Here is a 16,243-nt window from a genome sequence, read left to right as displayed (position 1 = left end):
TGGATAAATTTGGCAGTTATTGGCTTCACAACAGGCCTGAGCGGCGCCTCAATTTCGCCTGTTGAAAATCCGGCCAACCAGGTCTTCCTCATCCATTTCTGCGACAATTTCGGCAGTTACGAGAGCCGAATTTGGGCCGTCCCAATCCAGCTCGCTGTCAAGCCTTAAAAGGGTTTCCAACAGTCCGGCATCTCGCAGTCTGGAAATCTGGATTCGGCCAAGAACCTTGCGAATATGAGCTTCATCTCGCACATCGACTACTTGTTCCATGCCGGTTCCGATTTGTTGTTGGATGTGTTGGGCGAGTGTGTGGGGTGTGGGGTAGTCGTAGACCGTGGTCGCCGGGAGGCGGAGTCCGGTCGCGGTGTTGAGTCGGTTGCGGGTCTCGACCGCGGTGAGGGAGTCGAATCCCAGTTCCTGGAAGTTGCGTTCGGGGTCGATCGCGTCGGGCCCGTCGTGTCCCAGGACGACCGCGACCTGGGCGCGGATCGTGTCGAGGATGAGCTGGAACTGTTCGGCTGCCGTCAGTCCCTCGATCCGTGCCCGGAGTCCGTCGTGACCGCCGGTGGTATCGGTGACCGCGAGGCGACGCGTGGGTGGGGCCAGTTCACCCAGCAACGGTGCCACCGCCCCGGCACGCGCTCGTGCCGCCAGCACCGACCGGTCCAGGCGCGCCGCGACCACGGCCGGTTCGTCGCCGGTGATCGCGGTGTCGAACCAGGCCAGGCCCTGCTCGGTCGACAACCCCAGCACACCGCTACGGCTCATCCGGTCGAGGTCGGCATGGTCCAGGGCTCCGGTCATCCCGGTGTCGGAGTCCCACAGGCCCCACGCGATCGAGGTCGCGGGCAACCCGTGCGCTCGCCGGTGGGTGGCCAGTCCGTCGAGGAACGCGTTGGCCGCCGCGTAGTTGCCCTGTCCCGGCGCACCCAGCACACCCGCGATCGAGGAGAACAGGACGAACATCGCCAGATCCTTGTCCCGGGTCAGTTCGTGCAGATGCGCGGCGGCGTCGAGTTTGGGCGCGAACACCCTCGCCATCCGGTCCGGGGTCAGTGACGCGATCACGCCGTCGTCGAGCACGCCCGCGGCGTGCACCACACCGGCCAACGGGAAGTCCTCGGGTACCGCGGCCAGCAGCCGGGTCACCTCGTCACGACGCGACACATCACACGCCACGACCCGTACCGTCGCGCCCAGCCCGGTCAACTCCGCCACCAACTGCTCGGCGCCGGCCGCGTCCATGCCCGAGCGACTGGCCAACACCAGCGATCCGACACCGTGTTCGAGGACCAGATGCCGAGCCAGCACCGCACCCAGACCACCGGTACCACCGGTCACCACCACCGTCCCCGAACCCGACACACCCGCCGAATCCGAGTCGGTCCGTTCCGACCCGGTCGATGCGGTCTCGGGCAGGCGTACCAGTCGGGCCGCGTGCAGGATCCCGTCACGGACCACGACCTGTGGTTCGCCCGATGCCACAGCCGCCGCGACCATCCCGATCCCGACTCCGGTGTCGATCCCGGAATCGGTGTCGAGCAACACGACCCGGCCCGGGTCCTCGGACTGCGCCGAACGAACCAAACCCCACACCGTGGTAGCGCCCAGATCGGTGGGCGCCTCCCCAGTCGCACCGACCGCGCCACGCGTGAGCACGACCAACGTGCTCGACGCGAACCTGTTCGAGATCAGCCAGGCCTGCACCGCGACCAACACCTCACACGCCAACACATGCGCACGAGCCACCACACCGGTGTCGGTGTCGGTGTCGGTGTCGGTGTCGGTGAGGTCGAGGACCACGATCGAAGGCATATCGCCGGGGGCGTCATCAAGCCGGTCGGTGAACGCCCGGGCTCCGGTGAACACCTCCACGGCCTCGGTGCTCGCGGTCGAGCCGAGCGCGAGTTGTCCGGTCGTGAGTGGGTTCCAGCGCACGACGTGCAGAGGGTCGCTGGTCGTGGCGGCGACCAACTGTGCGGGGTCGACGGTGCGTGTGACCAGGGACCCGACCGTGAGCACGGGCTGGCCGGTGGTGTCGGTGACCAGGATCGACACACCGTCGGAGCCGTCGGTGGCGGGACGGATACGGGCTCGTACCGCGCCGGCGCCCTCGGCGTGCAGAGCCACCTGCAGCCACGAGAACGGCAACCCGAGACCGGTGCCGGTGTCGGTGTGGGGATCTCGGATCGTGTCGAGCGCCACCGCGTGCAACACCGAGTCCAGCAACGCCGGGTGCATCCCGTAACGGGACCCGTCTCCCCCGGTCTCGGGCAACACCGCCTCGACGAACAACTCCTCCCCACGCCGCCACACCGACCGCAAACCTTGGAACACCGGCCCGTACCCGTAGCCGTGATCGAGCAGGAACTCGTAGGCATCGGTCGCATCGACCGCGATCGCCTCGTGCGGCGGCCACACCGCCAGGGCCGGGTCGGTCTCGGCGAGGGCCACCACCACACCCAACGATCCGTCGGCGTGCAACGTCCACGGGGTGGCCGTGTCACCTTCCAGGCGGCTGTACACACGTACCGGCCGCGTACCCGATTCGTCGGCTTCACCGACCCGCACCTGTATCTGTATCCCGCCAGTGGTGGGAAGCAGCAACGGAACGGACAGTGTCAGCTCCAGCACCGTCGAGCAGCCCACCTCGTGGCCGGCCGCCAAGGCCAATTCCATCAGGCCCGTGCCCGGCACCAACGTCACACCACTCACGGTGTAGTCGGCCAGCCACGGATGCGTCGACAACGACAGCCGTCCGGTCAACACCACCCCGTCGGTCTCGGGCAAGACCAGCACCGCCCCGATCAACGGATGATCGGCACCCGACAACCCCAACGACACCGCATCGGTGCCACCGGTGGTGGCCGCGTCGAGCCAGTACCGTCGGCGTTGGAACGCATACGAGGGCAACGACACTCGCTTCGCACCGGGGTAGAGCGTGGTCCAGTCGACCGCGACCCCGGAGGTCTCCAGTCGTGCCAGCGTCATCGACAAGGTCGAGGCTTCGTCGCGCCCCTTGCCCAGCACCGCGGTCACGGTCGTTTCCACCGGCGATACCGCCGGTTGTCCCGCGTCACCGATGGCGGTGTGGTGGTGTTCGAGGCAGCGATCGATCAGAACGCTGAGCCCACCATCGGGACCGGCCACGACATAGGTGTCGACTCCCGACGCGCGCAGGGTGTCGACACCGTCGCCGAACCGGACCGCTTCCCGCACGTGCCGCACCCAGTACTCGACCGTGCCGGCACGCTCACCCACGAGCCGCCCGTCCAGGTTCGACACCCACGCGATGGTGGGGTCGGTGAAGGAGATCGTGGCCAGGACCGCCGCGAACTCCTCCAACATCGGAGCCATCAACACCGAATGGAACGCATGCGAGACCGGCAGCCGGTTCACCCGCCGCCCGGCCTCACCCAACCGTGTCACGACCCGCTCGACCGCGATGGTGGTGCCGGAGACCACGACCGCGTTCGGGGCGTTGACCGCCGCGATCTCCACACCGTCCTCCAGCAGCGCGGTGACCTCGGCCTCGGTGGCCTGCACCGCGACCATCACCCCACCCTCGGGCAGAGCCTGCATCAACCGGCCCCGCGCGGCGACCAGACGCGCGGCATCGGACAGGGTCAACGCCCCGGCCACATGCGCGGCCACGATCTCACCGACCGAATGCCCGATCAGATGATCCGGACGCAGCCCATGACTCTCGAGCAACCGCGCCACCGCCACACCCACCACGAACAACCCACCCTGCGCATACAGGGTCCGACTCAACACCGCCTCGTCCTCACCCCACACCACCTCCCGCAACCCCACACCAGCACCCACCCCGGCAGGGCTCCCGCCGGCAGCGGTCAAAGCCTCCTCGAACGCGGTGACGGCCTCGTCGAACGCGGCCCGGAACACCGGAAACACCTCGTACAGACCCCGACCCATCCCCGTCCACTGCGCGCCCTGACCCGGGAACACCCACACCGTTTTCCCCACCGCACGCACCACACCCGACACCACACTCGCGGAAGGAGTGTTCTCCACCAGCGCGTCCAGGCCCGCGACCAACTCCGCGGTATCGGTGCCGGTAACGACCGCCCGATGCTCGAACCGCGACCGCGACAACAACGACCAGGCCACATCGCCCGGCACCGACTCCGGACGCACCGACACCCACTCCCGCAACCGGGACGCCTGAGCCAGCAACGCCTCACGACTACGACCCGACACCACCCACGACACCACACCCGAACCGGTGTCGGAATCACCGCCGGCATCGGTGTGACTGTGGTTGTGATCCGTACCGTCGTGGCCGGTGACGCGCGGTTCGTCGGCCCGCTCAGGGATTTCGGGTGCTTGTTCGAGGATGACGTGGGCGTTGGTGCCACTGACACCGAAGGAGGACACCCCCGCCCGACGCGGACGACCCCGCCGCGTGGTCCATTCACGGTCCTCGGTCAACAGTCGGACCTGCCCGGCGTCCCAGTCCACGTGCGAGGACGGCGCGTCCACATGCAACGTCCGGGGCATCAGGCCGCGACGCATCGACTCGACCATCTTGATCACCCCGGCCATACCGGCCGCGGCCTGGGTGTGACCGATGTTGGACTTGATCGACCCCAACCACAACGGATCGTCCGCGGGCCGGTCCTGACCGTAAGTGCCCAACAAGGCCTGGGCCTCGATCGGATCACCCAACCGGGTCCCGGTGCCGTGCGCCTCGACCACGTCGACCTCGGTAGCCGCGACCCCGGCGTTGGCCAACGCCTGCCGGATCACCCGACGCTGCGAGGGACCGTTCGGCGCGGTCAACCCGTTACTGGCACCGTCCTGATTGACCGCGGTACCCCGCACCACCGCCAACACCTCGTGCCCACGACGACGCGCCTCCGACAACCGCTCCACCAACAGCACACCCACACCCTCGGCCCACCCGGTCCCATCAGCGGCCTCGGCGAACGCCTTACACCGCCCGTCGGGAGACAATCCGCGCTGCCTCGCGAACTCGACGAAGGTAGTGGGGCTGGCCATCACCGTGACACCGCCGGCGAGAGCCAGATCGCACTCGCCTGAACGCAGCGCTTGAGCGGCCAGATGCAGTGCCACCAGCGACGACGAACAGGCGGTATCGACGGTCACGGCAGGACCTTCGAACCCAAAGGTGTAAGCGACTCGACCGGACACGACGCTGCCCGAATTGCCGGTGCCAAGTAGCCCTTCCAGTTCTCCTGGCACGTCGGACAACTGAGGGAGGTAGTCGTGGTACATCATTCCCGAGAAGACCCCGGTTCGACTGCCCCGCAAGCTCATCGGGTCGATACCCGCGTGCTCCAACGCCTCCCACGAGGCCTCCAACAGCAACCGTTGCTGGGGGTCCATCGCGGTCGCTTCACGCGGGCTGATCCCGAAGAACCCCGCGTCGAAATCACCCGCGTCGTGTAGGAACCCACCATCACGTGCATACGACGTACCTCGTGCCTCCGGATCGGGGTTGTATAGGCCTTCGAGGTCCCATCCACGATCGATCGGGAAACCGCTCACCGCGTCCACACCGTCGGCAACCAGCGCCCACAGGTCCTCCGGCGACAGCACTCCACCGGGGTATCGGCACCCCATACCCACGATCGCGATCGGCTCATGGCTCGTACCGGTCACTACGGCGGAGCCTGTGTACTCGGCCGATCCTGTCAGCTCACGATCGATAAAATCTGTCACCGCCTCGGAATTCGGGTGGTCGAAGACCAGTGTCGCCGGCAGTCGCAAGCCTGTCACCGTGTTCAATTCGTTGCGCAGCTCCACCGCAGCAAGCGAGTCGAATCCGAGTTCCTGGAACGCCTTCGTTGCCTCGACCGCAGTTGCCGAATCATGCCCGAGCACCGTGGCGACCTTGGTTCGTACCAGCTCCAGCAGAAGCGCGCGACGTTCAGCGGGGTCGAGCCCAGCCAATTCGCGGCCGAGTCCCGACGTCTGGTCGGCGCGGGGTAGCGCCCGACGAGAGGAGATCGGCACCAGTCCTAGCATCAGCGCCGGAAGATCGGTTCGTGCGCGCAACGCGATGGGGTCTGTTCGCAGCGACAAGAGGGTCGCCGTGCCTGATACTGCGTGTCCGAGTGCTAGGCCTGCGTCGAAGCCGGCGAGTCCCTCCTGGATCGAGAGCGGGGGCAGACCCTGCCGACGCATCCGTTCCACATCCGCGGCACTCAACCCCGACGACAGACCGGTCTCGGTATCCCACAGACCGAACGCCAACGACGAGGCCACCAAACCCAGACCGCGACGATGCGCCGCCACCCCGTCCAAGAACACATTCGCGGCCGCGTAGGAACCCTGCCCCGCGGTCAGCACCAACCCACCAGCCGACGAGAACAACACGAACGCCGCCAAATCCGCCCCGGCCGTCAACTCGTGCAGATACCACGCCGCGTCCGCCTTCGCCGCCAGCACCACATCCATCCGATCCGGAGTCAACGAACCCACCAGACCGTTGTCGGCCACACCCGCCGCATGCACCACACCGATCAGCGGATACGCCACCGGAATCGCGGCGAGCAGCCCCGCCAGCGCGGCACGATCGGCCACATCACACGCGGCCACCACCACCTCGGCACCCAACGCCGCGAGCTCGGCCACCAACTGCGGCGCGCCCACCGCCTCCAAACCACGACGGCTGATCAACAACAGGCGACGCACACCGTGCTCGGCCACCAGATGCCGAGCCACCAACGCGCCCAAACCACCCGTACCACCGGTGATCAACACCGTGCCCTCGGGATCGAACACCGGACCCGACCCAAGATCGACGACGGCACGAGCCAACCGCGGCACCAACACCTCACCGGACCGGATCGCCAACTCGGTCTCGCCCACGGCCACCACCCGCGACAGCGTCTGCCACGACTCGTCCGTGCCATCCACGTCGACCAACACGATCCGATCCGGATTCTCCGCCTGCGCGGCCCGCACCAAACCCCACACCGGCACCTGGGCCAGATCCACCACATCCGCCGCGTCCGCCACGACCGCACCCTGCGTCACCACCACCAAACGCGTCCCAGCGAACCGATCATCACTCAGAAATCGCTGTATCTGTGCCAGTACGCCCAGCAGCGTGTCGCGGAGAGCATGGGGGAGCTCCGGGGCCGCGGTGTTCGCGCAGTACACCACCCAGGCGGGTGTTCTCGCCGCCGCCGCGACGGACTGCAGGTCATCGAAACGCGTTGGCGTGAACCTCTCCGTCCGGTTGGCGAGCGGTTGCGAGCCAACTAATACGATCTCCGCCCGGGCCGCGGCGGCCCCCGTAAGACGCGTCCACTCCACCTGCCAGAGTGTGTCGTCGGAGCGACGCACCGACGCAAGTTGTTCAAAGGCGATCGGGCGCAGACTCAATGTGCGCGCATGGAGAACCGGAGCACCTGTGGCGTCCGCGACGGAGAGAGTAATCGTGTTCGGTGAGTGGGATCCGCTCACGCGCACTCGAAGCGTGGTGGCACCTGTGCGGTGTAGGCGGACATCGCACCAGACGAACGGCAGGCACGGCTGATCGACGGCGTCCGCGGTGACGAACTGGCCGAGTGCGATCGTGTGCAGGGCGGCGTCCAGCAAGGCTGGGTGTACCGCGAATCCAGCGGCGTCATGATGTATTTGCTCGGGTAGCACGATCTCGGCGTAAACGTCTGTCGCCGAGCGCCATGCAGAGCGCAGGCCTTGGAACATTGGGCCGTAATCCAGTCCACGAGCGGCCAGTCCGTCGTACAGTGCTGTCACATCGATTTCGGTCGCATCGGCCGGAGGCCATGCACCGAGGTCCGGCGGGGTCGCATCCGCCAATGCGGGACTGAGGATGCCCGTGGCGTGCAGTGTCCACGGTGCATGGTCGTCGCCGCCACCGCGACTGTGGATGCGTAGGGCTCGGGAGCCGAATTCATTGCGTCCGCCCACGCTGACCTGGACTTGTACCGCGCTGTCGGCGGGAAGCACCAGGGGCGTCTGCAGAGTCAGTTCCTCGACGACGGGGCAGCCCACCTCCTGGCCGGCGGCCAACGCGAGCTCGAGCAGACCGGATCCAGGCACCAGCACCGTGCCAAAAACGGCATGGTCGGCGAGCCAACCATGAGTCGCCACCGATAGGCGCCCGGTCAGGACCATGCCACCGGAGTCGGCGGTGTGGATCGCCGCGCTCAACAGCGGGTGCGCGAAGGCGCCCACCCCGGCCGCCGCGAGGTCGCCTGTCCCGGCGGTGGCGGTGATCCAGTAACGCTGTCGTTGGAACGCATACGTTGGTAGTTCCACCCGGGTAGTGCCCGCGCCGAAGTATTCGCTCCAGGTCACCGACACACCGGTGGTATGTAGTTGCCCCAGCCCCTCCACCAGCCCCCGTACTTCATCACGATCACTTCGCACTAGTGCGACGAAGACCTCCCCACCCGTCCTATCTTCGATACACTGCTGCGCCAACCCCGTCAACACTCCATCGGGGCCGATTTCCACAAACGTCCGTATGCCCGATGCCCATGCTGCGGCTACTCCGTCGCCGAAGCGCACCGCCCGCCGCACATGTTCAACCCAGTATTCCGGCACGCACAACTGCCCCGCTTCGGCGATCGAACCGGACACGTTCGACATCATCGGAACAACTGGCTCGTGATAGGTCAGCCTGCCGGCCAGTTCCCTGAACTCCGCCAGCATCGGTTCCATCAACGGCGAATGGAACGCATGCGACACTCGCAGCCGGTGCGTCCGTACCCCGCTAGTCTCGAACATCTCCGCGGCGGTGTCCACCGCGGTCACATCCCCGGACAGCACCAGGGCTTTGGGAGCGTTGACCGCGGCGATACCGATCACGCCGTCGGTGATCTCCGCCAGCACAGCCGAGACGTCGGCTTCGGAAGCGGCGACGGCCAACATGGCACCACCACGTGGCAACGTTTGCATCAAGCGCGCGCGACCGGCCACCAGGGCACACGCGTCGGCCAACGACAACACCTCGGCGACGTGCGCGGCGGCCAGCTCACCGACCGAATGGCCTATCAGCGCATCCGGGGTCACACCCAGCGACACCAACAGTCGGTACATCGCCACTTCGAACGCGAACAGGATGGGCTGCGCGACACCGGTGTCGTCGAGGGCCAGTTCCGACTCGTCGGCGGCGAACATCACCTCACGAACATCGAAACCCACCAACGGATCCAGCACTTCCGCTATCGCGGCCAGCGCGGACGCAAACACGGGGAACGCGGACGCGAGCGCCCGGCCCATCCCGGCCCGCTGTGAGCCTTGACCGGCGAACAAGAAGGCACGACGACCGGCGATACCCGTGCCCGTGGGCTGGTTGGGCACCATCGTCAGCGCCTGCAGCAACTCCTCGCGATCGGTACCCAGCACGACCGCGCGGTGATCGAACATCGCGCGGTGGGCCGCCAACGAAGCGCCCACTGCCGCGATGTCGAGGGCGGGGCGCTCAGCGACCCACGATCGCAGCCGCTGTGCTTGTTCGGCCAGTGCCGTCGTGGTCGCACCGGAGATCACCCACGGCACGATCGCGGGCTGGGGCGCCGACTCCGGTTTCGACTCGGCCACCACCAGTGGGGCCTGCTCGAGGATCACGTGCGCATTGGTTCCACTGATGCCGAACGAAGAAACGCCTGCGCGACGCGGCCGTCCGGTGGCCTCCCATTCTCGCGCTTCATGCAGCAATTCGACTGCGCCGGCGGTCCAGTCGACGTACGGCGACGGCTCGTCGGCGTGCAGAGTGCGGGGCATGCGGCCATGGTTTATGGCCTGCACCATCTTGATGACGCCGCCGATACCGGCGGCTGCTTGGGCATGCCCGATGTTGGACTTGAACGATCCCAGCCACAGCGGTCGGTCCTGCGGCCTGTTCTGGCCGTAGGTCGCGAGCAAGGCTTGGGCTTCGATGGGGTCGCCCAAGGATGTCCCGGTGCCGTGGGCTTCGACGACGTCCACGTCGGCGGTCGTCAATCCGGCGTTGGCCAGGGCTTGGCGAATCACACGCTGTTGCGAGGGACCGTTGGGCGCGGTCATTCCGTTGCTAGCGCCGTCTTGGTTGATCGCCGTTCCCCGGAGCACGGCCAAGATCGGATGGCCGTTGCGTTGGGCGTCGGAAAGCCGCTCGACCAGCAGCACGCCGGCACCTTCCGCCCACCCGGTGCCGTCCGCGTCGGCGGAGAACGCGCGACACCGCCCGTCCGGTGACAGTCCTCGTTGTCGGGAGAATTCGATGAACATGCCCGGTGTCGACATCACCGTTACGCCGCCGGCGAGCGCCAGGTCGCATTCGCCCGAACGCAGGACCTGGACGGCCCAATGCAGTGCCACCAGCGATGACGAGCAGGCCGTATCGACCGTGACGGCGGGGCCTTCGAATCCGAACGTGTAGGCGATCCGACCCGACACCAGGCTGCCGCCGCTGCTCGAGGCGGGTGCGGCGCCCAGTCCGTAGTCGTGATACATGACGCCGGCGAAGACCCCGGTTCGGCTGCCTCGCAGTGTCGCCGGGTCGATTCCGGCGCGCTCCATGGCTTCCCAGGAGGTTTCGAGCAGCAAACGCTGCTGGGGGTCCATCGAGACCGCTTCGCGGGGCGAGATACCGAAGAACGCGGGATCGAACTCCGCGGCGCCGTCGAGGAATCCACCGCGTCGTACGTAGGTTTTTCCGACTGCGCCCGGCTCGGGGTCATAGAGTCGCCCGATATCCCAGCCGCGGTCGGCCGGAAAATCCGTAACGGCGTCGACGCCATCGATGACCAGCTGCCACAGCTCCGACGGAGAGGTGACTCCGCCTGGGTAGCGGCATGCCATCGCAACGATCGCGATCGGCTCGTCGTTGTCGTGACGGGTCGCCACCGTCGAGGCCGACGGCACGGTGCTACCGGTGAATTCCGCTGCCAGATGCTCAGCGACGGCATTGGCGTTGGGATAGTCGAATATCAGGGTGGCGGGGAGCCGCAGCCCGGTCGCCTCGTTGAGACTGTTGCGCAGTTCGATGGCGGTCAGTGAGTCGAACCCCAGCTCGTTGAATGCCCGGTCCCGTTCGATCGCCTCAGCTCCGCTGTGGCCGAGGATCGTGGCGACCTTGTCCCGTACGAGGTTCAGCAACACTCGTCGACGTTCCGCGGGTTCTTGTCCCAGCAGTTGCCTGCCCAATCCGGACGTGTTCGAGGCCGAAGTCGTGGACGTTTTTGCTCGCCGGGCGGGTGTGGGCACCAGCCCGCGCAGCAACGCCGGCAGATCCGACCGTGAACGTAACGCCGCCACGTCTGCCCGCAACGCCACCGTCACCGCGTCCGACTCGGCCACTAGGCCTGCGTCGAAGCCGGCGAGTCCCTCCTGGATCGAGAGCGGGGGCAGACCCTGCCGACGCATCCGTTCCACATCCGCGGCACTCAACCCCGACGACAGACCGGTCTCGGTATCCCACAGACCGAACGCCAACGACGAGGCCACCAAACCCAGACCGCGACGATGCGCCGCCACCCCGTCCAAGAACACATTCGCGGCCGCGTAGGAACCCTGCCCCGCGGTCAGCACCAACCCACCAGCCGACGAGAACAACACGAACGCCGCCAAATCCGCCCCGGCCGTCAACTCGTGCAGATACCACGCCGCGTCCGCCTTCGCCGCCAGCACCACATCCATCCGATCCGGAGTCAACGAACCCACCAGACCGTTGTCGGCCACACCCGCCGCATGCACCACACCGATCAGCGGATACGCCACCGGAATCGCGGCGAGCAGCCCCGCCAGCGCGGCACGATCGGCCACATCACACGCGGCCACCACCACCTCGGCACCCAACGCCGCGAGCTCGGCCACCAACTGCGGCGCGCCCACCGCCTCCAAACCACGACGGCTGATCAACAACAGGCGACGCACACCGTGCTCGGCCACCAGATGCCGAGCCACCAACGCGCCCAAACCACCCGTACCACCGGTGATCAACACCGTGCCCTCGGGATCGAACACCGGACCCGACCCAAGATCGACGACGGCACGAGCCAACCGCGGCACCAACACCTCACCGGACCGGATCGCCAACTCGGTCTCGCCCACGGCCACCACCCGCGACAGCGTCTGCCACGACTCGTCCGTGCCATCCACGTCGACCAACACGATCCGATCCGGATTCTCCGCCTGCGCGGCCCGCACCAAACCCCACACCGGCACCTGGGCCAGATCCACCACATCCGCCGCGTCCGCCACGACCGCACCCTGCGTCACCACCACCAAACGCGTCCCAGCGAACCGATCATCACTCAGAAATCGCTGAAGTACCTCCAACACCTCGCCCGTCACGAGGCGAATAGCCGCCGGCATCTCGAGATCGGCTGTGTCGGTGGAAATCGTGGCCTGAAGCCAAGGCGGCAGCGGCTGACCTGACGGCAACGTTGCCGCGATGTTTATCTCGACGAGTGCGACGGACACGTCGGCGGTACTCGACCGCGGTGTCCACTCGATTCGGAAGAGAGAGTCGGTACTCGCGTTCAGTTGGGCGGGCGACACTGGCCGCGAGGCCAGGTTGTCGACGGTGAGAACAGGTCGACCGGCTGAGTCGGCGATCCGCATCGAGATCGCGTTGTCGCCGGTACGGGTCAAGTGCACCCGAATCTGCGATGCTCCGCTGGCGTGCAGCGTGACACCGGACCAGCTGAACGGCAGAACCGTGTCCTGCGGTCCGCTGTCGTCGAGGAGCACCGAATGCATGGCCGAGTCGAGTAGAGCTGGGTGAATACCGAATCGGGTCGCCTCGACGTGTGCCTGTTCGGGCAGCGCAACCTCGGCGAAGACCTCCGCACCACGACGCCACACCGCCTGAAGTCCCTGGAATACCGGTCCGTAGACGTATCCGCGATTCAGCAAGAACTCATAGGCATCAGCGATGTCGACCTCGACGGCGTCGACCGGCGGCCATGCCGCTGATGACTCCACGGCCAAGGTGTCGAGAACCACGGCACTCAGCAACCCCTCGGCATGCAGCGTCCACGGGGTGGCCGCATCATCTCCCGGGCGACTGTGCACACGAACCCACCGCGCACCCGAGCCGTCGGCTTCGCCGACCCACACCTGTATTTGCACCCCGCCGACGGCGGGCAGCACCAATGGGGCCTGCAGCGTCAGTTCCGACACGGTCGGGCAGCCCACCTCGTGGCCGGCCGCCAACGCCAACTCCAACAATCCGGTACCCGGCACCAACACCACACCACCCACGGCATGATCGGCCAGCCACGGATGCGTCGACAACGACAACCGCCCGGTCAACACCACCCCGTCGGTCTCGGGCAAGACCAGCACCGCCCCGATCAACGGATGATCGGCACCCGACAACCCCAACGACACCGCATCGGTGCCACCGGTGGTGGCCGCGTCGAGCCAGTACCGTCGGCGTTGGAACGCATACGAGGGCAACGACACTCGCTTCGCACCGGGGTAGAGCGTGGTCCAGTCGACCGCGACCCCGGAGGTCTCCAGTCGTGCCAGCGTCATCGACAAGGTCGAGGCTTCGTCGCGCCCCTTGCCCAGCACCGCGGTCACGGTCGTTTCCACCGGCGATACCGCCGGTTGTCCCGCGTCACCGATGGCGGTGTGGTGGTGTTCGAGGCAGCGATCGATCAGAACGCTGAGCCCACCATCGGGACCGGCCACGACATAGGTGTCGACTCCCGACGCGCGCAGGGTGTCGACACCGTCGCCGAACCGGACCGCTTCCCGCACGTGCCGCACCCAGTACTCGACCGTGCCGGCACGCTCACCCACGAGCCGCCCGTCCAGGTTCGACACCCACGCGATGGTGGGGTCGGTGAAGGAGATCGTGGCCAGGACCGCCGCGAACTCCTCCAACATCGGAGCCATCAACACCGAATGGAACGCATGCGAGACCGGCAGCCGGTTCACCCGCCGCCCGGCCTCACCCAACCGTGTCACGACCCGCTCGACCGCGATGGTGGTGCCGGAGACCACGACCGCGTTCGGGGCGTTGACCGCCGCGATCTCCACACCGTCCTCCAGCAGCGCGGTGACCTCGGCCTCGGTGGCCTGCACCGCGACCATCACCCCACCCTCGGGCAGAGCCTGCATCAACCGGCCCCGCGCGGCGACCAGACGCGCGGCATCGGACAGGGTCAACGCCCCGGCCACATGCGCGGCCACGATCTCACCGACCGAATGCCCGATCAGATGATCCGGACGCAGCCCATGACTCTCGAGCAACCGCGCCACCGCCACACCCACCACGAACAACCCACCCTGCGCATACAGGGTCCGACTCAACACCGCCTCGTCCTCACCCCACACCACCTCCCGCAACCCCACACCAGCACCCACCCCGGCAGGGCTCCCGCCGGCAGCGGTCAAAGCCTCCTCGAACGCGGTGACGGCCTCGTCGAACGCGGCCCGGAACACCGGAAACACCTCGTACAGACCCCGACCCATCCCCGTCCACTGCGCGCCCTGACCCGGGAACACCCACACCGTTTTCCCCACCGCACGCACCACACCCGACACCACACTCGCGGAAGGAGTGTTCTCCACCAGCGCGTCCAGGCCCGCGACCAACTCCGCGGTATCGGTGCCGGTAACGACCGCCCGATGCTCGAACCGCGACCGCGACAACAACGACCAGGCCACATCGCCCGGCACCGACTCCGGACGCACCGACACCCACTCCCGCAACCGGGACGCCTGAGCCAGCAACGCCTCACGACTACGACCCGACACCACCCACGACACCACACCCGAACCGGTGTCGGAATCACCGCCGGCATCGGTGTGACTGTGGTTGTGATCCGTACCGTCGTGGCCGGTGACGCGCGGTTCGTCGGCCCGCTCAGGGATTTCGGGTGCTTGTTCGAGGATGACGTGGGCGTTGGTGCCACTGACACCGAAGGAGGACACCCCCGCCCGACGCGGACGACCCCGCCGCGTGGTCCATTCACGGTCCTCGGTCAACAGTCGGACCTGCCCGGCGTCCCAGTCCACGTGCGAGGACGGCGCGTCCACATGCAACGTCCGGGGCATCAGGCCGCGACGCATCGACTCGACCATCTTGATCACCCCGGCCATACCGGCCGCGGCCTGGGTGTGACCGATGTTGGACTTGATCGACCCCAACCACAACGGATCGTCCGCGGGCCGGTCCTGACCGTAAGTGCCCAACAAGGCCTGGGCCTCGATCGGATCACCCAACCGGGTCCCGGTGCCGTGCGCCTCGACCACGTCGACCTCGGTAGCCGCGACCCCGGCGTTGGCCAACGCCTGCCGGATCACCCGACGCTGCGAGGGACCGTTCGGCGCGGTCAACCCGTTACTGGCACCGTCCTGATTGACCGCGGTACCCCGCACCACCGCCAACACCTCGTGCCCACGACGACGCGCCTCCGACAACCGCTCCACCAACAGCACACCCACACCCTCGGCCCAACCCACACCGTCAGCGGCCTCGGCGAAGGATTTGCATCGCCCGTCCGAGGACAGTCCGCGCTGGCGTGAGAAATCCACGAACGTCGCGGGTGTCGACATCACCGTGACACCGCCGACCAGTGCCATCGCGCATTCGCCCGCGCGTACCGCGGCCACCGCCTGATGCAACGCGACCAGCGAGGACGAGCAGGCGGTGTCGATCGACACCGCCGGGCCCTCCAACCCCAGCACATACGACACACGACCCGACACCACCGCGCCGGCCGCCTCGCTACCGGGATAGTCGTGATACATCACGCCGGTGAACACGCCGGTGTTGCTGCCACGCAACGTCTCCGGGGCGATCCCGGCGTGTTCCAGGGCCTCCCACACCGTCTCGAGCAACAGCCGCTGCTGGGGATCCATCGCGAGCGCCTCACGCGGGCTGATCCCGAAGAATCCCGCGTCGAACTCGCCCGCCTCGTAGAGGAACCCACCACTACGGGTGTAGGACTTACCCGCCACCCCGGGTTCGGGATCGAACAGTCCCTCCACGTCCCAGCCACGGTCCGCCGGGAAGTCGGCGATCGCGTCCCGTCCCGCGGCCACCACGTCCCACAGCGAATCCGGCGAGGACACCCCACCCGGGAACCGGCACCCCATACCCACGATCGCCACCGGCTCCAACGCTCGCGTTGTGAGCTCATAGTTCTCCGACCTGAGTCGTTCCGCTTCGCTTACCGCGGAGCGCAACGCATCGATAAGGCGTTCCCGGCTGTTCTCCATATCAAAATCCTTCTTTACCATTATTCAAAAAGATCGATTATTGAGCGTCAAAGTA

1 protein-coding gene is annotated in these 16,243 nt (G+C 67.1%); it reads right to left on the bottom strand.

Going from position 1 to position 16,243, the window contains the following annotated elements; genetic code table 11:
• Nucleotides 1-48 precede the first annotated feature (48 nt).
• A complete protein-coding gene (locus OG225_RS06875; protein ID WP_405180894.1) occupies nt 49-16,188 on the bottom strand; it encodes an SDR family NAD(P)-dependent oxidoreductase in 16,140 nt (5,379 codons plus the stop codon).
• Nucleotides 16,189-16,243: the final 55 nt, after the last annotated feature.

This window comes from Nocardia sp. NBC_01377 (assembly GCF_045040005.1).
Lineage (GTDB): Bacteria > Actinomycetota > Actinomycetes > Mycobacteriales > Mycobacteriaceae > Nocardia > Nocardia noduli.
The sequence above is the reverse complement of the archived record's forward strand: the minus strand, read 5'-3'. Positions and strand labels throughout refer to the sequence as shown.

Bases quoted from the DNA above. Each gene is read 5' to 3' on its own strand.
- OG225_RS06875 (WP_405180894.1), bottom strand. From the start codon at position 16,188: ATGGAGAACAGCCGGGAACGCCTTATCGATGCGTTGCGCTCCGCGGTA.